The 21,327-nt window shown below is 60.1% G+C and carries 19 protein-coding genes; 10 read left to right on the top strand and 9 right to left on the bottom strand.

What is annotated here, in order from left to right:
* The 4 genes from M2A_RS16150 to M2A_RS16135 all read right to left on the bottom strand — a co-directional run.
* Window positions 1–1,927: vitamin K epoxide reductase family protein (locus M2A_RS16150; protein WP_156101805.1), on the bottom strand; the 1,927-nt coding region annotated here is incomplete at its 3' end.
* Between the two features lie 16 nt (window positions 1,928–1,943).
* Window positions 1,944–3,812 (bottom strand): acetyl-CoA hydrolase/transferase C-terminal domain-containing protein, encoded by a 1,869-nt coding sequence (locus M2A_RS16145; RefSeq protein ID WP_052379569.1) that lies wholly within the window; start codon window positions 3,810–3,812, stop codon window positions 1,944–1,946.
* 45 nt (window positions 3,813–3,857) lie between these two features.
* Window positions 3,858–6,137, bottom strand: a complete 2,280-nt coding sequence (locus tag M2A_RS16140; RefSeq protein WP_045449645.1) for an acyl-CoA dehydrogenase — start codon at window positions 6,135–6,137, stop codon at window positions 3,858–3,860.
* Window positions 6,138–6,208: 71 nt separating this feature from the next.
* Window positions 6,209–7,540, bottom strand: coding sequence for an OmpP1/FadL family transporter (locus M2A_RS16135; RefSeq protein WP_052379568.1), 1,332 nt, complete (start codon window positions 7,538–7,540; stop codon window positions 6,209–6,211).
* Between the two features lie 168 nt (window positions 7,541–7,708).
* On the opposite strand from M2A_RS16135, the gene M2A_RS16130 reads away from it, so the two are divergent.
* On the top strand, window positions 7,709–7,930 hold the full coding sequence (locus tag M2A_RS16130) for a hypothetical protein (RefSeq protein WP_147446273.1): 222 nt from the start codon (window positions 7,709–7,711) through the stop codon (window positions 7,928–7,930).
* A 91-nt stretch (window positions 7,931–8,021) separates the two neighbouring features.
* Complete coding sequence (locus M2A_RS16125; protein ID WP_045449660.1) at window positions 8,022–9,524, top strand: methyl-accepting chemotaxis protein; 1,503 nt, start codon at window positions 8,022–8,024, stop codon at window positions 9,522–9,524.
* Between the two features lie 76 nt (window positions 9,525–9,600).
* On the opposite strand, the gene M2A_RS16120 is transcribed toward M2A_RS16125, so the two are convergent.
* The gene (locus tag M2A_RS16120) at window positions 9,601–10,968 is read right to left on the bottom strand and encodes a DEAD/DEAH box helicase (RefSeq protein WP_045449641.1); all 1,368 of its coding nucleotides are present in this window, start codon (window positions 10,966–10,968) and stop codon (window positions 9,601–9,603) included.
* Window positions 10,969–11,295: 327 nt separating this feature from the next.
* On the opposite strand from M2A_RS16120, the gene M2A_RS16115 reads away from it, so the two are divergent.
* The 8 genes from M2A_RS16115 (at window position 11,296) to M2A_RS16080 (ending at window position 18,116) form a co-directional block, all read left to right on the top strand.
* Window positions 11,296–11,952, top strand: a complete 657-nt coding sequence (locus M2A_RS16115; RefSeq protein WP_045449639.1) for an MBL fold metallo-hydrolase — start codon at window positions 11,296–11,298, stop codon at window positions 11,950–11,952.
* 145 nt (window positions 11,953–12,097) lie between these two features.
* Window positions 12,098–13,561 carry an MFS transporter gene (locus tag M2A_RS16110; protein ID WP_045449637.1) on the top strand — a complete coding sequence of 488 codons (1,464 nt, stop codon included), beginning with the start codon at window positions 12,098–12,100 and terminating at the stop codon, window positions 13,559–13,561.
* A 5-nt stretch (window positions 13,562–13,566) separates the two neighbouring features.
* Complete coding sequence (gene mazG, locus M2A_RS16105) at window positions 13,567–14,394, top strand: nucleoside triphosphate pyrophosphohydrolase (RefSeq protein WP_045449636.1); 828 nt, start codon at window positions 13,567–13,569, stop codon at window positions 14,392–14,394.
* 118 nt (window positions 14,395–14,512) lie between these two features.
* Window positions 14,513–15,349, top strand: coding sequence for a phosphate ABC transporter substrate-binding protein (locus M2A_RS16100; RefSeq protein WP_081875704.1), 837 nt, complete (start codon window positions 14,513–14,515; stop codon window positions 15,347–15,349).
* Window positions 15,330–16,187 carry a phosphate ABC transporter permease subunit PstC gene (gene pstC / locus M2A_RS16095; RefSeq protein ID WP_045449635.1) on the top strand — a complete coding sequence of 286 codons (858 nt, stop codon included), beginning with the start codon at window positions 15,330–15,332 and terminating at the stop codon, window positions 16,185–16,187. The genes M2A_RS16100 and pstC overlap by 20 nt, the downstream gene beginning before the upstream one ends.
* The gene (pstA, locus tag M2A_RS16090; RefSeq protein ID WP_052379566.1) at window positions 16,184–17,029 is read left to right on the top strand and encodes a phosphate ABC transporter permease PstA; all 846 of its coding nucleotides are present in this window, start codon (window positions 16,184–16,186) and stop codon (window positions 17,027–17,029) included. The genes pstC and pstA overlap by 4 nt, the downstream gene beginning before the upstream one ends.
* Window positions 17,029–17,805 (top strand): phosphate ABC transporter ATP-binding protein, encoded by a 777-nt coding sequence (locus tag M2A_RS16085; protein ID WP_045449634.1) that lies wholly within the window; start codon window positions 17,029–17,031, stop codon window positions 17,803–17,805. Before pstA ends, M2A_RS16085 begins: the two co-directional genes overlap by 1 nt.
* Window positions 17,806–17,813: 8 nt before the next feature.
* Window positions 17,814–18,116: an ArsR/SmtB family transcription factor gene (locus tag M2A_RS16080; RefSeq protein ID WP_052379565.1), complete on the top strand. Its 303-nt coding sequence runs from the start codon at window positions 17,814–17,816 to the stop codon at window positions 18,114–18,116.
* Between the two features lie 14 nt (window positions 18,117–18,130).
* On the opposite strand, the gene hflX is transcribed toward M2A_RS16080, so the two are convergent.
* The 4 genes from hflX to M2A_RS16060 all read right to left on the bottom strand — a co-directional run.
* Window positions 18,131–19,555 carry a GTPase HflX gene (gene hflX, locus M2A_RS16075; protein WP_081875703.1) on the bottom strand — a complete coding sequence of 475 codons (1,425 nt, stop codon included), beginning with the start codon at window positions 19,553–19,555 and terminating at the stop codon, window positions 18,131–18,133.
* A gap of 26 nt (window positions 19,556–19,581) precedes the next feature.
* Window positions 19,582–19,821, bottom strand: a complete 240-nt coding sequence (hfq, locus tag M2A_RS16070; protein ID WP_045449649.1) for an RNA chaperone Hfq — start codon at window positions 19,819–19,821, stop codon at window positions 19,582–19,584.
* Between the two features lie 177 nt (window positions 19,822–19,998).
* Window positions 19,999–20,853, bottom strand: coding sequence for a D-amino-acid transaminase (locus tag M2A_RS16065; RefSeq protein ID WP_045449633.1), 855 nt, complete (start codon window positions 20,851–20,853; stop codon window positions 19,999–20,001).
* A 14-nt stretch (window positions 20,854–20,867) separates the two neighbouring features.
* A partial coding sequence (locus M2A_RS16060; RefSeq protein ID WP_045449631.1) for a potassium transporter TrkG occupies window positions 20,868–21,327 on the bottom strand: 460 nt, incomplete at its 5' end.

Raw genomic sequence — 21,327 nt, 5'->3', positions numbered from 1 at the left:
TCATGGCGGCGGCGGCCAGCAGGCAAAGCGTGCACCATGTACCGATGATAACGGGCTGGATGATGATGAAGGTGATCGATACGATCCCCAGCGGCACGATCATGATGCCGAACAAAATCACCAGCCACGGCATGGTGCGCCAGCGGCGCTGCGAGCCCATGATGCCCGTCAATATTTCCAAAAGATAGGTGAGCGCCCCCATACCGGCATCCGATACCGGCCAGGCTTCCGAAACGGCCGAGGTGATGATCTGTTCGGTCCCGTTCTTTGCCGCCATGCTTCCCGCAAAGAAGGGTTCCCAGACCGCATCGATGTGCCCCAATTGGTAAGCCGCCAAATAGCGCGAGATGTAGAGACCGATAAAAGCAAGGATGATGATGGGTAAGCGCTGCAGCCAGCTTGACGGGTTCAGCGACCAGCCCGGAGGCCTTACCTGCCCCGATTCCGCCGCCAAAATCGACACATGCGGAACCGGCCTTACCAGCAATGCGAAGGCGAAGATCAACGCCCCGACAAGGGTTCCATTCAGATAGGCCGCCGCACTCGGCGCCCAGAACAACAAGGGGGCGCTCATTACCCAAAGACCGATCGCCCCGCAGATCCATCGCGCCCAGCTCAATCGCCAGGACAGCGACAAGAATGCAAAAATCGCAAGAGCCCCGCCGCTGATCACGTCGCTCAGTGCCATCCAGCCGGAGCTCACGCCAATCAGCGGCGGCGAGGTTATCAACCAGCTGGCCAGCGCCAGATTGCAGAACGGTGCCCAAAGGAAGGCGCGGTGCTGGCGCCTGAATTCATTTTCATGATGCGCCCGCGCCGTTTCCGGCTCCGCCCGCCCGCCTTTCGCCAGGCAAAGCCATTCGGGCGGTGTGATGCCGTTTTTCCGGTACCAGCCGAGCGGGTCCTTTTTCAGTGCTTCCACGATCGACGGCAGATGATCCTTGATGAATCGGCGCGGGCGCCAGCCAAGCAGACGCTCGGCTTTCGATATGTCGAGCGCATAATGATCCGCCCCCATATCGATCATGAAGGGCCGTATGAATGGTTTTTCTCCCCGGTCGATGGCATCTGGAATGGCGGGCTCCAGCTTTTCCTCGCTCCAAGCGCCCGCCTTGGCCGCGAACTTGGGAATGGGAAAGGTCGGCCATTCCCGCTCACCATGGATCAAGCGCCCCAACTCGTTTTGCAGCACCCGGTAACTGAGCGGGTGCGGCTCGCCGATCAGGATCGTTTCCACGTCTCCGAATCTGCCGCGTTTTTCGAGCGCGCAGCGAAAAGCCTCGGCCAAGTCCGATTTATGCACCATCGCCTGCCCGGCATTCATATCACCGGCATAAAGATGGCTTTTGACCCCTCTTTCATAAATCCGGGCAATTTGGTGCGAAAGCGTCGGGACGGCACTTTCATCGTCATACATGCCTGCAAGATGAAGAAAAAGCACCGGCATCTTTCCGCGCTCCGCCTCGATCAAGCGTTCCGTTTCGGCCTTCCATTTCGGATAAGTCCATTTCGGCTCCACCGGCGTTTCTTCATCGATAAACCCGCCCGGTTCCGCCGGACGATGGACCAGCATGGTGCCCGAGTAGATGAATTGGGTCACATCGAATGCACGCAGCCCCGCTAGCAGATTGCGGGTGCCGTCGATATTTACCGCTTGGTACGCCGGCGAGTCTTCATTGGTAAAATCGAAATAGGCGGCAAGGTGAATAACGCCGGCAAGCTGTTTGCCCACCTTATCTTTGATCTTGCCGAGCGCGGCTTCCATCGATTTTTCATCGGTTATATCGCATTCGAAACAGGGGCATGCCGCCCCGGCGCAATCCAGATCGATACCGACGGGCCGGTAATCTTGAGACAATGTTTGGACCAGCGCCGTTCCAACGGCCCCCGCAGCGCCGGTGATCAACACGGCTGGCTTGTCGCTCACATGACCTCCCAGATTCCTACCTTTGGCCGCGGGCGCGGCTCCATGCTCCTTTCATTAACGTGCGGTAGAGAAAATCCTTCCAACCCCCGTTCAAAAGTTTCAGCCTTTCCAGCGCGGCGCGCTGTTCGGCGTCCGGCGCGGGAGCGCGCATCCCTTCCCAGAAAAGGCGCAGCATTGCCCCCCGGCTCTTTCCCACCGCTTTCAACTCTCCAAGGGCGATGAGCGCACATTGTTCTTCTTGCGTGAAGTCGGAGCCGAAGGGAAACCGCGGGAAAAAGCCTTTCGAGCGGGCAGATTCCAGCAAATCTTCAAGCTTGCCCGGCATGTTGCCCGGCGGCGGCAAAGGATCGGAAGGCTCGATCTTGCCCGCCTTCAAGGCAGCGCCATGCAATTCTTTTTGAAAACGCTGATCGGAAATCGCCAGCATGCGCAAAATACATTCCCGGTCCGAACAGCCCCACAAATCGGCAACGCCATATTCGGTGATGAAAATATCGCGCTGATGGCGCGGGATGGTTGCGGCAGCATAGGTCCAAAGCACGTTCGATTTCGCCTTGCCGCCGCTCCGGCGCACCGCATTCAACATCAAGAACGAGCGGGCATCGGTCATGGCATGGGCCTGTTCGACGAAATCATGCTGCCCGCCGACCCCGCTTACCACTTTGCCGCTATCGAGCGTATCGGATGCGGCCGCGCCAAGAAGCGTCGCGATCATGGTATTGTTGACGAAGCGGGCATTCTTACGATCGGCGCGCTTGCGTTCTTCATCCCCGTAAAGGGAATTCGTGAAGGAGACCGGCACCATGTCGAATTTGCGCCGCTCCACCTCACTCATCTTCCGTAAGCGGTCATAAAAACTGTGCGAGCCGACGAAGAACGCGCCGTGCAGTACATGGCCGCCCGCCACTTCCCGTTTCAAGATGCCCGCTTCATAAAGGTCCAGAAACCCCTCCACGAACATTTCCGAGGAGGCATAAAGCCCCTCGGAAAAGGGCTCGGTTTCGCGAGGGAGCGAACCGTCCGGGTCAGGGGCGATGCGGGCGATCAATTCCTTGAAGAGCGCGTTGTGTTTATGGCGCAGGATAAGCCCATAGGTAACCGCATCGCCCAGCGAACCAATGCCGATTTGCAGCGTTCCGCCATCTTTGATGAGACTGGCGGCATGCAGCCCGGCGACATAATCTTCGGTGGCGACGGGCCGCTTCGGCGCGGCGAAGATGGGAAACTCCGCCTCCGGCGCATCGAGAATGGCATCGAACGTGTCAGCGGGCACTTCGGCGCTGCCCGGCATGAAGGGCAAGGACCGGTTGACCTGGCCGACAACCCATATTTTCTCCCCCGCCTCCTTGCGCCGTTTCAGTTCAGGAAGAATGTCGAGCGTCACATCCGGGTTGCAGGCGAGGCTGTAGCGGGGCTCCGGCCCGCTTTCATCGATGGCGATGAGCTGGGCGAGCAAATTGATGCGCTTGTCGAGAAGCGCCTTTCCGGCGGCGGTGTAGTTCGCGCTCACATAATTCTGCTGCGCGCCGGCATGAGAAAGCCAGGCACCTGAATTCAAGAAGAATTCGGAGACACGTACATTGCCGGGCAAGTCGCCGCGGCGCGCCGCCACGGCATAGGAGAGGTCCACATAGCCTTTGAAATGCCGTTCCACGAAGGGCGCAAGAAAACGTGCCTCAAGTTCCGAAGAGGCGCGCGGGCGCTCCAATGTCAGCGCCGTCAAGATATCAAGCGTGAGGGAACGGTCTTTTTCCGCTTCCTCAAAAAGCGCGTTGATGACATGGGTCGCCTTGCCGATGCCGAGCGGCAGGCCGACTTCGAGCGCCGAGCCGAGATGGGCGAAGATGTCCCGCGCAAGCGTACGCGAGTCCTGATAAATCCGCATGATTTCCCCTATCGATATACCGCCCGTCAGACCGCCCGCGCCCGGTCAGGAGGAGCCGGCTGCCTTTAAAGGCGGGATATGAAGAGGATCATCTTCCTTGCCGGAACTCAAGAAAGAGCCGAAACGTTCCGGTTCGAATTCGTCGACCACGACCGCCCGGTGAACGGCTTCGGCCGCTTCGTGCAGCAGATGAAGCTCGCTGGCGTTCAAGGTGCCCGCTTCCTTCGCCTCATCCCACTTGCCCTCATAGCCCGCCTCGCGCAGCTTGTCTTCCAGCGGTTCTGCTTTAAGCGTAAGTGTGAGCGCTTTTTCCAGCCGGGCAATGGGATCGTTTTCCGCCCCTTCATATACGCCGGGGGCAATGCGGTCCCGCTGCGCGCCAGGCGACGATATCGCCTCGGCGCACGCGCTCACCACCTTGTCGGAGGGGCCGGTGCTATAGCTGGCATAGGGAAGCGCCAGCGCGCGCAAAGCCCAGCCGAGCGGCCGGTTCGGAAAGTTCGACGCAATGCTTTTGAACGCTTGCTCGATACGCTGGAAGGCGGAGACACAGCACCAATCGACCAGCACCATATCTTCCTTGTGGCAGCCCTCTTCCTGCCATCGCTTGAGCACGGCCGAGACAAGATAAAGCTCGGAAAGCACATCCCCGAAACGGGCGGAGATCATCTCCTTGCGTTTCAAATCCCCGCCCAGAGAGACAAGCGCGACTTCGCTGGCAAAGGCCAGCGAGGCGGAATAGCGCGAAACTTGCCGGTAATATTTGCGCAGCTGCCGGGGCCCGGCTGCGGGCGAAACAAGACCGCCCGACCAATTGCGCACAAATGCCCGGCCCGTGTTCTTCAATATGTGCCAGGTGTGACCGGCGAGCAGTTTGTCGAATGCCGCCCGGGCGCTTTCTTCATCTTCCTCGCCCAACGCCAGCATTTCATCGGCAAGATAGGGGTGCGCCCGCGTCACGCCTTGACCGAAAATGATCAAGCTGCGGGTGACGATATTTGCCCCTTCCACGGTAATTCCCACCGGAATGGAGCGATAGACACCGCCAAGATAGTTGAGCGGCCCGTCGATGATCGTCTTGCCGCCATGCACATCCATGGCATCGTTCACCGCAACGCGCATTCTATAGGTCGCATGCGCTTTCATGATCGCGGAAACGATGGCCGGGTGATGTCCCGCATCGAGGCCCGCGCAGGTGAAGCGGCGCGCCGCTTCCAGCTCGTAAGCAATGCCCGCGATGCGGCCGAGCCGCTCCTGCACCCCTTCGAATTTACCGATGGAAATACCGAATTGCCGGCGCACCCGCGCATAAGCGCCGGTTGTGCGCGCCGACAGGCACGCCGCCGCCGTTGCCAGCGAGGGAAGCGAAATGCCGCGCCCGGCGGCCAGTGCCGCCATGAGCATTTTCCACCCCTGCCCGATCTGCTCTTGCCCCCCGATAATGGCGCTTAAGGGAATAAAAACATCCTCGCCGCTGACGGGCCCGTTTTGAAACGGCTGCAGCGCCGCCAGGTGCCGCTTGCCTTGGTGAACGCCTTCCGTCTGCGCCGGGACGAGCGCCACGGTAATGCCGCGCTCTTTTTCTCCGCCGAGCAGGCCATCGGGGTCGTAAAGTTTGAAGGCAAGGCCGAGAAGCGTGGCGACGGGAGCAAGGGTAATATACCGCTTGGAAAAATTGAGGCTGATCCCCAGCACCTCTTCCCCGTCCACTTTCCTGCGGCAAACGGTACCGGTATCCGTCATCGCTGCCGCATCGGAGCCGGCTTCATCGCTGGTCAACGCGAAACAAGGGATCTCGCGCCCGTCCGCCAAACGGGGCAAGTAGTGATCTTTCTGCTCGTCCGTTCCGAACTGCATGAGAAGCTCGCCCGGCCCCAGCGAGTTCGGCACCATGACGGTAACGGCCGCCGTCACCGAGCGGGTGGAGATACGTTTGATGACTTCCGAATGCGCCGTGGCGCTGAAACCCAGCCCGCCGAAAGATTTTGGAATAATCATGCCGAAGAATTTTTTCTTCTTCATAAAGTCCCAAACCGGCTCCGGCAGGTCCATGAGCTGCGAGGTGATCTTCCAATCGTCGAGCATGGCGCAAAGCTCTTCAACCGGCCCCTCCAGAAAGGCACGCTCTTCTTCGTTCAACTCGGAAAAGTGAATATTGGCAAGACGCGCATAGTCAGGCTGACCGCTGAAAAGCTCACCCTCCCACCACACATCGCCGGCTTCCATCGCCTCGCGCTCGGTGTCCGACATGCTGGGCAGCGCGTTTTTCGCCCACCCGAACAGCGGATCGGTGAAATATTTCCTGCGCAGGTTTTGCGTGTCCATGATGTTGTCCCTCATGCGTAGGCGGGCCTGTGACAGGTCCGCAAAGAGGGGGCAGCGGCGTTACGCCCTTATCAGAAAGCTGCCGTCAGCCCCACGGCCAGAATGTCGGCGTCACCCGCATTGCGAGAGCGGAGCGTTGAATTGACCTGAGCGGGCGTGCCTTCATAAAAGCGATCCGTCCGTTCAAGGCTCTCCTCACTCACGAAAATATGCGCATAAGACAGGGCAAGACTGTACGTATCCGACAGTTCGTAGGTTGCCCCGCCCGTCAGCCACCAGCGGTCCCCATCGGGAACGCGTGTGGTTCTAAAACTATCCCGCGTGGGCGTTTCGTCAAACTGAACACCCGTCCGCAGCGTGAGCCGCTGGCTGACGTCATGTTCCGCGCCGAGGGCCACAGCCCAAGTATCCTCGTAATTTTGCGGACTGTCGAACCGCGCGCCATTGGAGGCCGAAACCGCGATCCGCTCGAAATCTGCCCAGTTGAACCAGGTTACATCGCCCAGCAGCCGGGTTTTTCCGTCCGGCACATGATAAACAGCGCCCGCTGAAACAATATCTGGCAGTGTTAACGGCGCGGCGGCACCGAATGTTCCGTTCTGCGCGGCCAAAGGCCCGGTCAGACCGGTAATGTTCAAATCGCCGTCCAGATCGTGCTCGACCTGAGAGCGGTAATGGACACCGAGATCGAGACGGTCGAAATGCGCTTGCATGCCGAGATTCCAGCCGACGGACCAATCATCGCCCTCCACCTTGAAAAGCCCATCCGGAGAACCGGGAACGGCATTCGGCAGGGCATTGGTCAGCTCTACATCCACATATTGGAAATTGATGCCGCCGCCGATGGAAACAATTTCGTTCAGCTTATAAGCAATGCTCGGCTGGATATTGACTGTCATAAGATCGGATTTAAGGGAGTCATAGCGCCCGAAGAACCCGGGATCATAGTCGCTCTGAAAACCGTAGGGTGTGTTGATGCCAATGCCCGCCCACCAGCGGTCATCGTCGATGGGCGCGACGGCATAAAAATTCCCCGTGGGTGTCAGCGTGTCGAAGGGATTGCCGCCATCATTGCCGCCTGCCGAAAAACTGCCAAGCGGCCCTGCCGCCGTCCGCGTGGTGCCCTGGTCGGTCTGCTCGGAATCGATAAAAAGCGCATAGGCTCCTGCGGTGGCGACTGGCCTTGAAAAGCGGGTCATGCCCCCCGGGTTGAAATAGACCGTGCTGGCGTTGGATGCGAGCGCCGTTTCCCCTGCAAAGGCGCGCCCTACCCCTTCGGCCGATTGCTCTTTGAGATAAAAACCGCCGGCAAGCGCGGATGGGGGCAATGCCAGAAGAGCGCCGGCGGCTGACAAGGCAAGCATCCGCGAAACGGCGCGGGACGGGTTGCAGCATGCGGTCATATTTCCCCTCCTTCAAATGTGCCTAATTGCCCAACGTCAAAATTACGCCATTGTTTCTTGAAGCCTTTTCCCCACCTCGCTCCGCCCCCGGCCCTACCTTCTCATCGGCCTTTGCATATTCGAACACTCGCCGCCCCCTAGCGTTGATCTTTTGCATAGCAACTCAGTGTGGCACGCGAACGTCGAGGACGGCATGGAATGGCAGATAGCAAGGAAGCGGAAACGCAGCGCCCGGAAAACGAAGAAAGACCGGTGGAAATTACGGGGCGCGAGGCGCGTCAGGCCGAGGTCGTTTTGAAATCGCCGCAAGCCAAGAAAATTTTCTTAGGGACTTTGGGTTTTATTGTGCTTCTGCCCCTTCTTCTCATGTTTTTATTGGCGCTCTTTTGAACGCATTAACGCATCATTATCTAGATGATATTACGGTTTTACCCGGGTGAGTGCAGTTGGTTACGTCCAGATGACACTCGAAGGGGAACCCATGAAACCGAACCTGACCTTACGGCCGCCGGCGGCCACAAGCCGTGAGCAACGTGCCAAACTCGACGCATTGGACCGTTCTCAAGCCATTATAGAATTCAAGATGGATGGCACCATCCTTCACGCCAATGACAATTTCCTGGCCGTGCTCGGCTATGAGCTCGGCGAGATTCAGGGACAGCATCACCGGATTTTTGTCGATCAGGAAGAACGTGAAAGCCGTGCCTATGAAGCTTTCTGGGAGTCCCTGAGACAAGGTAACTATCAGTCGGCGGAATATTGCCGGGTTGCAAAAGACGGAAAGCGGGTTTGGATTCAGGCCACTTACAACCCGATCTTCGACCGGCAGGGCCGTCCCTATAAGGTGGTGAAATTCGCCACGGACATTACTGAGCAGAAGCTGCTCAATGCCGATTATGAAGGGCAAATCGCGGCCATCAGCAAATCGCAGGCCGTGATCGCTTTTAATCTCGACGGCACGGTCATCGACGCCAACGCCAATTTTCTCGACGCGTCAGGTTATGCGCTCGATGAAATCAAGGGCCAGCATCACCGCATTTTCATGCCCGAAGAAGAACGCGAAAGCAGCGCCTACAAAGAGTTTTGGGACGCGTTGCGGCGGGGAGAATTCAGAACCGGCGAGTTCAAACGCCGGCGGCGCGATGGCGGCGAGCTTTGGCTTCAAGCCAGCTACAATCCGATTTTCGACATGAACGGCAAACCGTTCAAAGTCGTCAAATATGCGGTGGACATTACGGCTGAGGTTCTTGAAAGAAAACAGCGGACCGAGGCGCAAAAGACCATCGACAATGATCTGAGCGGCATCACCCAGGCGACCGGTAAAGCCAATCACATGGCCACGCAGGCCGCCAAAGCCTCTGAAGAAACCTCGGCGACAACTCAGCTTGTCGCCGCCGGGATCGAAGAATTGTCGAACTCGGTCGAAGAAATCAACCGCCAGCTAACCGATGCGCTTGCGATCTCGCGGGAAGCCGTCGATCAGGCCAGTTCCTCGAACGATATCGTGGGAGGGCTCGCCGCCTCCGCTCAGCAGATCGGGGATGTGGTGCGTTTGATTTCCGACATTGCCGAGCAAACGAACCTTCTGGCGCTGAACGCCACGATAGAGGCCGCGCGCGCCGGTGATGCCGGCAAGGGTTTTGCCGTCGTTGCCTCGGAAGTCAAAACGCTGGCCAGCCAAACGGCAAAGGCGACGGAGGAAATCAGCGCGCAAATTTCCGGTATTCAAAATGCCTCAACGACTGCCGCAAATGCCATTCAGGCTATCAGTTCGACGATCGGCAGCATTCACGAAATCTCGTCCACGATTTCCGCCGCCGTCGAGGAGCAATCGACGGTAACGAAGGAAATGTCCGAAAATATGCAAAGTTCCGCCGGCAGCGTGAACAGCATCAGTGAGGGATTGAAGGAGATCGCCGACGCCATTGCGTTCGTCGACAAGGCGGCGGGGAATGTCAAAGCGGTCTCGTCCGCCCTTGCCTGATCGTCTCCGGCGAAAAAGCCGGAGACACTGTCCCCGGCTTTTCAATTCGATCGTCCGCTCAGCTACCCGACGTCAATCAGGCCGCATCGCGCCGGGCAGCCGGGTTCCGGGCGGGCCGTCTCTTGCCCGCGCTCTGATTGCCGGCGCCGTGGCCCGATTTTTCACCGGCATTCTTCACACCGGGTTTGCCGCCCGATTTGGCCCAAGGCGCGTTTTTCGCCTTGCCGAATTTCGCACCGCCCGCGCCGGGGCGCTTGCCGCCGGGACGTCCGCCCCTGCCCCGCTTCGGCGCTTCTGCGCGCACGGGTTCGGTTTTGTCCTCACGCACATCCTCGACTTCGATGGTCTGGCGTGTGGCTTTTTCGATGTCGCGCAAAAGGCCGCGTTCTTCGTTATCGCAGAAGGAAATCGCGATACCGGAAGCCCCGGCGCGCGCCGTCCGGCCGATCCGGTGCACATAACTTTCGGCAACTTCAGGCAGCTCGAAATTGATGACGTGGCTGACCGCATCGACATCGATCCCGCGCGCGGCAATATCCGTTGCAATCAAGACCTCAATCTTTCCGGCCTTGAAATTGGCAAGCGCGCGCTGGCGCTGGCTTTGGGATTTATCGCCATGGATCGCGTCCGAGGCGATGCCGGCATGGCCAAGGCCCTTGGCCACCCGGTCCGCGCCGCGCTTCGTGCGCGTGAAGACCAGGGTGCGGCTGAACTCGGGTTCTTTGAGCAAATCGGCCAGGAGATCGCGTTTGCGCGTGCGCTCGATGAAATAAACCTTCTGCGCCACACGTTCTGCCGTCGTCGCCACCGGCGTGACGGAGACGCGCACGGGATCATGCAGCATGTCGCTGGCAAGCTCGCCGATCTGTTTGGGCATGGTGGCGGAAAAGAAGACGTTCTGGCGCTCTTTCGGCAGTTCCTTGACGATCCGGCGGATCGCAACAAGAAAGCCGAGATCGAGCATGTGATCGGCCTCGTCGAGCACGACGACTTCCGTCGCGCGCAAGGAAAGGTTGCGGCTGTCCAGATGATCGATCAGCCGGCCCGGCGTTGCGACCACCACATCGACGCCGCGCGCCATGCTTTTGATCTGGGGCCCATGCTTGGCGCCGCCCACGACGACCGTGCTGGAAACGCGCATATGGCGGCCATAGGTGCGGATGCTTTCGCCGATCTGAATGGCAAGCTCACGCGTGGGCGCCAGAATGAGCGCGCGGCAGGTCTTGGGCGCGGGGCGCCCGCCGGTCTCGAAAATGTGCTGGAGAATGGGAAGCGCGAAGGCAGCGGTCTTGCCGGTGCCCGTCTGGGCGATGCCGAGCACGTCGCGGCCGTCCAGAAGCGCGGGAATGGTGCGCGCCTGAATGGGCGTCGCTTCGCTATATCCTTCGTCCCCGAGGGCGCGAAGAATGGGCTCGGCGAGGCCGAGGGTCGTAAATTCAGTCAATATAACTCTTTCGAGCAACCACAGGGGGGCAGCGCCCCATATGGCGGCGCCCAAGACCGGATTGCCTATTTTTTGGAAAAGCCCCGCGTACTGGGCTTGGCCGGTGCTTATTCGCACAAGGCGCTCAACAGGCAAGGACCGGGAGGTCCCCTTACGCGGCTGGAACGCTTGAGATGTGGCAGGACAATGCGCACAGCTTCCAGGCAAAGTAAAGGACGATTTTCCCTTGGCGTCCGCAGCGCCCGCCGGGCCTCGGGGCCCGCACTGGACAGGCGCGGTGCGAACCTCTACCTAAAAGCTACCGAAATTGTACGAAAGAGGCCCGGAATGGCTTTAAAAGTCGCAATCCTTCCCGTCACCCCCTTCCAGCAGAATTGCTCGCTCATCTGGGACGAGGAAACCGGCAAAGGGGCCGCCGTCGATCCCGGCGGGGATTTGGAGCGAATCGAAGAAGCCATGACGGAAGTCGGTATGACACTTGAAAAAGTGCTGCTGACCCATGGCCATCTGGACCATGCCTCGGCGGCGGGAGAGCTTGCAAGGAAGCACGGGGTCAAGATCGAGGGGCCGCATATCGGCGACAAGTTCCTGATCGACTCCCTGCCCGTGCAGGGCAAGCAATATGGCTTTCCCGTCTATGACGCTTTTGAGCCGGACCGCTGGCTAGAGGACGAAGACACGGTGGATGTTGCCGGCTATACGCTGCGCGTGCGCCACTGCCCCGGCCACACGCCCGGCCATGTCGTCTTCATCCATGAGCCCTCCAAAATCGCGCTTGTGGGCGATGTGCTCTTTCAAGGCTCCATCGGGCGCACGGATTTTCCCGGCGGCAATTACGACCAGCTCATTTCCTCGATCCGCGAGCGGCTCTTTTCTCTGGGCGATGAAATCGCTTTCGTGCCGGGCCACGGGCCGATGTCCAGCTTCGAGCGGGAGCGCAAGACCAATCCCTTCTGCTCCGACCTTGCCGTAGGGGCCGATTGAACTTACAGGCCTGCCGGTAAGCCTGCCCGGCTTTGTGCAAGCCTGCCTGCAAGTCTGGACTTCCCTGCGTAAATCCGGTTTAGTGCGCAAAACTGACAAAACGTCACAAGATAAAAACAGGCGTTTTCTGGAGGAAAACCGGATTATGAGTGCAGACCGTCTGCCGCGCTGGCGCGTGGCCATGTTCTCCTTGCCCGCCATTCCCATCGCTGCGATGGGCCTGCCGCTCACGGTTTACCTCCCGCCTTTCTATGGCGAAGCCGACATGGGGCTCAGCCTTGCCACGGTCGGCTGGATCTTCATGCTCGCCCGCTTCTGGGATGTCTTCACAGACCCTGTGCTCGGTGCCGTCTCCGATGAAGTGTCGAGCCGCTGGGGCCGTCGGCGGCACTGGATCGTTCTCTCCGCGCCCATCCTCATGCTCTCCGCCTGGATGCTTTTCATGCCGAGCGCGCCGGTGACGGCAGGTTATGTGCTCTTCTGGCTTTTCTTTCTTTATGTCGGCTGGACGCTCATCACCATCTGTCACATGAGCTGGGGGGCGGAGCTTTCCCTCGATTACGACGAGCGCTCGGCCATTCAAGGCAGCCGTGAGGCGGCACTCATCTTCGGGATGCTGACGGTGCTTGCCCTGCCCGCGCTCATCGAAATGCTGGGCGAGGATGTGGGCAGCGCCCTTAAGGTCGAATCCATGGGCTGGTTCATCATCGTGATGCTGCCGCTCACCATCTGGGCTGCCTGCTATTTCGTCGGTGAGCCGCATTACACGGACAAGCCCCAGACCCAGAACATTTCGCTGCGCCAGCTGGCGCGCAAGATCGGCGCCACGTTCCGGGAAATCTGGGTAACGATCTACAAGAACCGCCTGATCCGCCATCTGCTCATCGCCGACATCCTGGCCAGCGGGGCACCCGCCATTACCGGCGCCCTCTACATCTATTTCGCCGTCTATGTAATGGAACTGCCGATGGCGGCGAGCCTGTTGCTACTCGTCTATTTCGTTACCGGTTTTCTGGGCGTGCCCTTCTGGATCAAGATTTCCCATTGGTCCGGCAAACACCGGGCGCTTGCCTATGCCAGCATTTACGGCGCCATCTCGCTGCCGCTCGTCATTTTCTTTCCGCGCGGCGAGTTCTGGTGGCTCTTCGTCGGCAACTCGCTTTACGGCATTGCCTATGGAGCAAGCTCGTTCCTTCTGCGGTCCATGATGGCGGATGTGACCGACCACGATTACCTGGAGACAGGCGAGCGGCGCACCGGGCTTTATTATTCGCTCCTCACCATGACGCAGAAAGTGGCCGCTGCGCTGGCCGTCGGCATCACCTATCCGCTGCTGGACGTGATCGGCTTCACGCCGAAAGCGGGGGCCAACAGCCCGGAAACGCTGAACCAGCTTCTTTACATCTATGTGGGCTTTCCCGCCGTCTTCATGCTGCTTGCCGCCTATGTCATCTGGCGCTTTCCGCTCGGGCGCGCCGCGCAGGCCGAACTGCGCCGCCGGATCGAGGCGAAGGAAGCCGGCCATAGCGAGCATTACGTCTCGGATGCGGAAGCGGCCATCGTGCAATATGGAAGTTCTGGCGGAATCGCCGATCGCCCGGCAGACTAGGCCTCATGAGCACACCGGAGAACCTGCACGAGATCGATGCCCTTCTCGCCATCATGGCGGCTTTGCGCAACCCGCAAGGGGGCTGCCCCTGGGACCTTGAGCAGGATTTCCGCAGCATCGCGCCTTATACGCTGGAAGAAGCCTATGAGGTGGCGGACGCCATCGAGCGCGGCGACAGGCAAGACCTGAAAGAAGAACTCGGCGACCTTCTCCTGCAAGTCGTCTTCCACGCGCAAATGGCGTGCGAGGAAGAAAGCTTTACCTTTGCCGATGTGGTGGAAGGCATTTGCGAGAAAATGATCCGCCGCCATCCCCATGTCTTCGGCGATGAAGAAGCGCGCTCGGCAGGCGCCGTCAAAGGCCGCTGGGACGAGATCAAGGCGGCGGAAAAAGCCGCCAAGAAAAAGAAAACCGCCGCCCTGCTCGACGATGTGCCCGCCAACCTGCCCGGCCTTTCGCAGGCCGTGAAATTGCAGCACAAGGCGGCGAAAGTCGGCTTCGACTGGCCGCAAACGGAAAACGTGCTCGACAAAATCCAGGAAGAAGCGGGCGAGCTTCTGGAAGCGGCGCGCGGCGGCCTTTCCCACGCAGAGCAGGAAGAAGAATTCGGCGATCTTCTCTTCGTCATGGCCAACCTTGCCCGGCATCTCAATATCGACCCGGAAGCGGCGCTGCGGCGGACCAATCAGAAGTTCCGCCGCCGCTTCGGCTATGTCGAGCGCAAGCTGGGCGAAAAACTGGCGGATGCGAACCTTGAAGAGATGGACAGGCTCTGGAACGAAGCCAAAGCCATCGATAAGGCAGCCCGGAAGGCAGCAAAAGCCCAAGAATGATCTGCCGAAAATTTGGGCACGAGGCGCGCTTCACATATCCATTCACATTGAATTCATTTGGTTTTGATCTTTAAGCGCGGCTAGCTGGGGCCTGGATATCAAGAAACCGGACTCAGTCATGACCGCGCGAACGCTCACCTTCCTGGCCGCCCTCGCCGCAGCCGCTGCAGCGATCTTCTTTTCCCTGAACTCGTCTTCCGAAGATATCGAAAAGGCCCGTCTTTCCCTGACGGGTTCCAGCACCATTGCGCCGCTTGCCCTCGAAATCGCCAAACGCTACGAGGCACAGAACGAGGGGCTGCGCATCGATGTGGAAACCGGCGGCTCCTCGCGCGGGATGGCCGACGCGCGGCGCGGCCTGGCCGATATCGGCATGGTCTCCCGCCGCCTGAAAGCGGAGGAAAGCGATCTCACAGCGCATCTTCTGGCCCGGGACGGGGTAGGCATCATCGTGCATTCCAGCAACCCTATCGAGGCGATTACGGGCGCCGAGGTCACTTCCATCTATAAACGCGAAACCCGGAACTGGCAGGCGCTGGGCGGGCCGGATGCGGATATCATCCTTGTCCACAAAGCCGAAGGCCGCTCGACGCTGGAAGTCTTTCTCGATCATTTCAAGCTCGACAATCCCTCCATCACGCCCGACGTGATTGTCGGCGATAACGAGCAAGGGATTAAAACCGTCGCGGCCAATCCCGCCGGCATCGGTTATGTCTCCATCGGCACGGCGGAAGTGGCGATCGAAAACGGCGCGGCGATCAAGCTCATCAAACTCGACGGGATCGAGGCAAGTACCGCGACGGTGGCCGATGGCTCCTTTCCGATGGCGCGCGAGCTGAACCTCGTCACGTATGGGGAGATTCCAGAAAATGCTGCCTCTTTTATCGCCTTCGCGCAATCCGCCGATGTGAACGATCTCATCAAGGGCCAGTCCTTTGTCCCGCCGCGCCGCTGACCGTCTTTTCCGTTTCAGCCTGAGGAGCGCCACGCTTGCGGCGGCGCTCGCGCTCGTCTTCGTCACCTTCTTTGTCGGCTATGAGGCGTTACCCGCCCTGCAAGCGGCGGGCGCGGGCGCTTTCCTGACCGATCCAAGCTGGCATCCGGCAAGTGGCACTTTCGGGCTCATGCCCATGGTGCTGGGCTCGCTTGCCGTGTCGCTGCTTGCGCTGGTGCTGGCCGCGCCGCTCGGCCTGGGCGCGGCTTTGTTCGAAAATTTCTACGCGCCGCCTGTCTTGCGCGGGCTCTTCCAACGCGCCGTTGAACTTCTGGCCGGTATTCCCAGCGTCGTTTACGGGCTCTGGGGGCTCGTCGTTCTGGTGCCCCTCATCGCCAAGCATCTCGCCGCGCCTGGCACGAGCATTCTGGCCGCCGGGCTTGTGCTTGCCATCATGATCCTGCCGACCATGGCTCTTTTTTCGAGTGCTGCGCTCGGTGCCATTCCCGCCGAACAATATCGCGCGGCATCCGCGCTCGGGCTTTCGAAATGGACCGCGCTGCGCACGGTTTTACTCCCCGCAGCCGGGCGCGGCATTATGACGGGGCTCTTTCTTTCCTTTGCCCGCGCGCTGGGAGAGACCATGGCCGTGCTCATGGTGGCCGGCAATGTGCCGCAGCTCCCCTCGAGCCTGCTCGATCCCGTGCGCACCCTGACCGCCAATATCGCCCTTGAAATGGCTTATGCGACGGGCGCGCACCGCCATGCGCTTTTCTTCAGCGGCTTTCTCGTCATGGCGGTCACACTCCTTCTCGTCACCCTTGCCGGACGCAGCGAGAAGAAGGAGGCGCGCCCATGACAGGTGTGGAAACGCAAAACAGACTGGCGGCACTTGCCATCTGGAGCGCGGGCCTTCTCATCCTGGGCGCGTTCACGCTTATCGTCGGCGACATTTTCTGGCGCGGGTTCTCCGGTTTCGAGCTCGGTTTCCTGACCGAAGACCCGGCGGATGCAGGCCGCGCAGGCGGCATCCGTTCGGTGCTCGCCGCAACGGCGCTTATCTTGCTGGTCTGCCTTGCCGTGACACTGCCCATCGGGCTTCTGACTGGGATTTTCCTTGCCGACTACACGGCAGGCGGCGGGCGCTTTGCGCCGCTGGTGCGCCGCTCCCTCGACACGCTGGCCGGCGTACCCTCCATCGTCTTCGGATTGTTCGGCAATGCGGTCTTCGCGCATCTTCTCGGCCTGCGCATTTCCATTCTGACGGGCGGGCTCACGCTTGCCATCATGGTGCTGCCCTTCTTCATCCGCAGCGCCGAGGAAAGCCTGCGCAGCTTGCCCGTCTCCTTCAGCCAGGCGGCGGAGGCGCTCGGCCTTTCCCGGCTGACATTTTACGGAAAGATCGCCCTGCCCGCCGCGCTGCCGGGCCTCATGGCCGGGCTCGTGCTCGGCCTAGGGCGGGCGCTGGCGGAAACGGCGGCGCTCATTTTCACCAGCGGCTATGTCACGCGGTTGCCTGAAAGCCTGCTCGATTCCGGGCGCACGCTTTCCATTCATATCCTCGATCTGGCGCTCAATGTTCCGGGCGGCGCTGAGAACGCCTACCGCACGGCGCTGGTGCTCATCGTTCTGCTTTTTGCGATCAACGGCGCCCTTATGGCGCTGACGCGTCTGTCCCCCTCTTACCGGGAATACCGATAATGCGGCACGCCCCGCCTGCCATCCTGACCCATAACGTGTCGGTCGCGTTTGACGGCAAGCCTGCCGTCTCCGGGATCTCCGCCTCCTTTCCAGATTGCGCCATCAACGCCATTGTCGGCCCTTCGGGCTGCGGCAAGTCGAGCTTCCTTTCCGCCCTCAACCGCCTGAATGAAAGCGTTCCAGGCTGCAAAGTGGACGGAAACATCGAGCTTTTCGGGGCCGCGCTCGGCCGCTTCGCGCCCAACCGGGAAGAGCTGCGCCGCACGGTTGCCATGATCTTTCAGCGCCCCGTCCCTTTTCCCCTATCCATCCGGCGCAATATGGAAATTCCGATTACGGAGCACTATGGCCGAAACCGGCAGGAAACCGCCGGCAGATGCGAAGCGGCGCTGAAAAGCGTCGGCCTTTGGGGCGAAGTCGAAAACAGGCTCGACATGCCCGCCACACAGCTTTCCGGCGGACAGCAGCAGCGGCTCTGCCTTGCCCGCGCGCTGGCCCTCGAGCCGCGCATCCTGCTGCTCGACGAGCCGACCAGCGCGCTTGACCCCATGGCGGCAGGCCTCATTGAAGAATTGCTGCGGGAGCTGAAATCCCAAATGAGCCTCGTGCTTGTCACGCACAATCTGGCGCAGGCCCGGCGCCTTGCCGATACGGTGACATTTTTCTGGATGAAAGACGGGCACGGTTATGTGGCAGAGAGCGGGCCTGCCGACACCCTCTTCAACACACCCCGGGAAGATGTGTCCCGGGCCTATTTCGCCGGTCATATCGGCTAGGAGGCAAGATGATGAACGTTTCCACACCCGAGGCGGCCTGCGCCGACATGCTGAAGCTCGTGGCCGACCCGACCCGGCTTTATATTTTGCGTCTACTTTCCGCCGGACCGAAAGTAGTGAAGGAAATCAATGCAGGTCTTGCCATCGGCCAGAACCTGCTTTCCCATCACCTCAAAACCTTGAAAGAGAGCGGTTTTCTTTTGAGCGAGCGGCGCGGCAAATCCATCGCCTATCGCCTCGCGCCCGGTATCTACGACAAGCGGCGCGACGCCCTGGAACTGGGCTGCTGCAAGCTGACCTTCGCTCGCTAGAGGGGCCAAAAAACTCAGCCCTCCTCGGGCTGCCGTTCCGGTACGCCGGCAAGCACCCGGGCAGCGGTGTCGGCAAAACGCTTGCGGAACCGACCAAGCGTTACATCGTCGAGTTTAAGCACGAGCCGGTTCGTGCCATCCTCTCCCATCTCCTGTGCGGCAACCGCCCCTTGCTGATGCAGCCAGGCCAGCGCTTCGGCTTCCTGAGGGCCCAGCTCCGCCTCGACCACAAGCGCCTGCTCAGCCAGAAAAGCGTCCAGATTGGCAAGCAGCCTGTCTACGCCCTCCCCCGTTAGCGCTGAAATCAGCGTCACTTCCTTTTGCCGGTCCGTCTGATTGAGCAGCGCCTCGCGCCGCTCCGGTTCCATCAGATCGGCCTTGTTCAACACTTCAATGATCGGGCGCTCACCGTCCTGCTCGATGCCGAGGGTTTTGAGCACATCGAGCACATCGGCGCGCTGGGCCTGCGTTTCCTCATGGGAAATATCGCGCACATGCAGAATGATTTCCGCTTCCAGCACCTCTTCCAGCGTGGCGCGGAAAGCGGCGACCAAATGGGTCGGCAGATCGGAAATGAAACCCACCGTATCGGAGAGCACGATCTTGCGTCCGCTGGGCAGTTCCACCAGACGCATGGTGGGGTCGAGGGTCGCGAAAAGCAGGTCCTGCGCAAAGACGCTGGATTTCGTTAGCCGGTTGAAGAGGGTCGACTTGCCCGCATTGGTGTAGCCGACCAGCGCGATAACGGGATAAGGTGCCTCCCGGCGGCCCTTGCGGTGCAATTCGCGGGTACGCTTGACCTTGTCGAGCTGCTTTTCCAGCCGGTTGATCTTGTCCTGGATGGCGCGCCGGTCCGCCTCGATCTGGGTTTCACCCGGCCCGCCCAGAAAGCCCGTGCCGCCGCGCTGGCGCTCAAGGTGGGTCCAGGAACGCACGAGACGGCTTTTCTGATAGGTCAGATGGGCAAGCTCAACTTGCAGCGCCCCTTCGCGGGTTGCCGCGCGGGCGCCGAAAATTTCCAGGATGAGCCCGGTGCGGTCCAGCACCTTCACCTTCCAGGCTTTTTCCAGATTGCGCTGCTGGCCGGGCGTCAGCGTGCCGTCCACCACCACCAGTTCGACTTGCAGCGCGGAAAGAAGCTCGCCCAATTCCTCAAGCTTGCCGGTGCCAATCAAGGTGGCGGGCCGCGCCTGGGTAATCATCACGATCTCCCGGCCCACGACGTCCAGATCGATGGCGGCGGCGAGCCCCACGGCTTCTTCCAGCCGGCTTTCCGGTTTGCGGCGCGCGTCTTTCTGCGCTTTGAACCAGGGAACGATCACGAAAGCGCGGGTCGGCTCTTTCGGGCCGGTCTGATACTCCGCCGGGCCCCGGGTTTTTTCCGGCGCGCCAGCGGCCGCCTTCTTCTGGGAAGGCGGGAGTTTGCGATGGTCTGTCAATCTTAAGCCGGCCTCACACCGGAAACTTACTCGCCCTCGTCCCCGTCGAACAATTGGACGGGCTGACCGGGCATGATGGTGGAAATTGCGTGCTTATAGACCAATTGCGAGTGACCGTCGCGCCGCAAAAGGACGCAGAAATTGTCGAACCAGGTAATGACGCCTTGCAGCTTCACGCCATTTACCAGAAAGACGGTCAGGTTGATCTTGTTTTTCCGGACGTAGTTGAGAAATGTGTCCTGAAGATTTTGTGTTTTATCTGACATGGGTTGACCCATTTTTTCCGCTCTTCCCTCCAACGCCACAATGAAGGACAACGGTTGTTCAAATTAAAAGGCGGACACTCACGTGATCTGCCTGTTAGGTGGGGCGTCGTTTCCGTCAGGCAAGAGCTTTACCCGCCTTATATCGCTCTTTCACCTTAGTGCTTCAACCGCGCGAAGTTAAGGCGAGAATTCAGCTACTGCCTCATATAGTGCACGCAGCTTTCGTGCCACGGGCCCCGGGGTGCCGTCTCCCACCTTTCGCCCGTCAATTTCAACGACAGGCAGAAGAATTGCGGAGGAAGAGGAAATGAACGCTTCGCAGGCTTCATAAGTTTCTTCCGGCGTAAACGGCCGCTCTTCCACCTTCATATCCGCCATTTCCGCTGCCTTCAACAGCACTTGCCGGGTAACGCCGTTCAAGATCGCAGGGCCAGATGGATGCGTGACAAGGGTATTTGCCCTAGTCACGATCCAGGCATTGGTCGACGTTCCTTCGGTCACCCTGCCGTCTTCCACCTGCCAGGCTTCATAGCAACCAGCGGCACGGGCCTCTTGTTTTGCCAGAATATTAGGCAAGAGCGCGATGGACTTGATGTCCCGGCGCGCCCAGCGCCGGTCCGGCACGCAGAGGACTTTCACCCCGCTTTCCATTGCGCGCGTGTACCGGGCAGGATCGATCCTCTTGGCCGTGACCACCAACGCGCTTTTCGGATTGTCGGGAAAGGCGTGATCGCGGGGGGCCACACCGCGGGTGATTTGCCAATAAACATATCCCTCGCTCAGCCGGTTGCGGCGGACGACTTCCCGCAGAATGATCTTCAGTGCTTCCGTGGAGAGGGGCGCGGCAATATCTAGTTCCCGCAAAGACCGCTCCAGCCGGGCCAGGTGCAAGGTGAGGTCCATGAAGCGGCCTTGCCGAATGCCGGCAACCTCATATACCCCGTCGGCAAACTGATAGCCCCGGTCCTCCACATGAATGCGGGCTTGGGAATGCGGCACATAGCGTCCATTGACATAGGCAATACGGGGCATGGTTTTCTCGTGTTTCAGCCGCGCCAGAAGGTACGGTTCGTCAGCGCCAAGAGGAGCACGAGCTCCAGGCGGCCGGCGAGCATCATAACGATGCCCCACCACTTGGCGAGGGTGGAAAAGTCGTGAATGCTCGGTCCTTCCATGCCCGCGAGCCGGGCCATGTCATAGGCAGGGCCGACATTGGCCAGAAGCGAGAGAGAAGCGGCGAAAGCCGGTTCCATATCGATGCCCAGCGCCGCGAATACGATACCCCCCACCCCCAGAGCCGTGACGAACACCACAAAAAACGCCCAGACGCTTTTCATCAGCTGAATGCCGAAGGTCCTATCGCCAAAACGGCTTTGAATGATGCCGTGCGGATAGACCAGACGCTGCAATTCCTTGCTGCTCTGCTTGACCAAAAGTCCCGCGCGCAGCAATTTCAAGCCGCCTGCCGTCGACAAGGTGCTGCCGCCGATCACCGCCAGACCGAGC

The organism is Tepidicaulis marinus (assembly GCF_000739695.1).
Taxonomy (GTDB): domain Bacteria; phylum Pseudomonadota; class Alphaproteobacteria; order Parvibaculales; family Parvibaculaceae; genus Tepidicaulis; species Tepidicaulis marinus.
The sequence above is the reverse complement of the archived record's forward strand: the minus strand, read 5'-3'. Positions and strand labels throughout refer to the sequence as shown.

Excerpts from the sequence above, each read along its gene's own strand:
- M2A_RS16145 (WP_052379569.1), bottom strand. The coding sequence starts at position 3,812 with ATGCGGATTTATCAGGACTCGCGTACGCTTGCGCGGGACATCTTCGCC.
- M2A_RS16140 (WP_045449645.1), bottom strand. The coding sequence starts at position 6,137 with ATGGACACGCAAAACCTGCGCAGGAAATATTTCACCGATCCGCTGTTC.
- M2A_RS16135 (WP_052379568.1), bottom strand. The coding sequence starts at position 7,540 with ATGACCGCATGCTGCAACCCGTCCCGCGCCGTTTCGCGGATGCTTGCC.
- M2A_RS16125 (WP_045449660.1), top strand. The coding sequence starts at position 8,022 with ATGAAACCGAACCTGACCTTACGGCCGCCGGCGGCCACAAGCCGTGAG.
- M2A_RS16115 (WP_045449639.1), top strand. The coding sequence starts at position 11,296 with ATGGCTTTAAAAGTCGCAATCCTTCCCGTCACCCCCTTCCAGCAGAAT.
- M2A_RS16110 (WP_045449637.1), top strand. The coding sequence starts at position 12,098 with ATGAGTGCAGACCGTCTGCCGCGCTGGCGCGTGGCCATGTTCTCCTTG.
- mazG (WP_045449636.1), top strand. The coding sequence starts at position 13,567 with ATGAGCACACCGGAGAACCTGCACGAGATCGATGCCCTTCTCGCCATC.
- M2A_RS16100 (WP_081875704.1), top strand. The coding sequence starts at position 14,513 with ATGACCGCGCGAACGCTCACCTTCCTGGCCGCCCTCGCCGCAGCCGCT.
- pstA (WP_052379566.1), top strand. The coding sequence starts at position 16,184 with ATGACAGGTGTGGAAACGCAAAACAGACTGGCGGCACTTGCCATCTGG.
- M2A_RS16085 (WP_045449634.1), top strand. The coding sequence starts at position 17,029 with ATGCGGCACGCCCCGCCTGCCATCCTGACCCATAACGTGTCGGTCGCG.
- M2A_RS16080 (WP_052379565.1), top strand. The coding sequence starts at position 17,814 with ATGATGAACGTTTCCACACCCGAGGCGGCCTGCGCCGACATGCTGAAG.
- hfq (WP_045449649.1), bottom strand. The coding sequence starts at position 19,821 with ATGTCAGATAAAACACAAAATCTTCAGGACACATTTCTCAACTACGTC.
- M2A_RS16065 (WP_045449633.1), bottom strand. The coding sequence starts at position 20,853 with ATGCCCCGTATTGCCTATGTCAATGGACGCTATGTGCCGCATTCCCAA.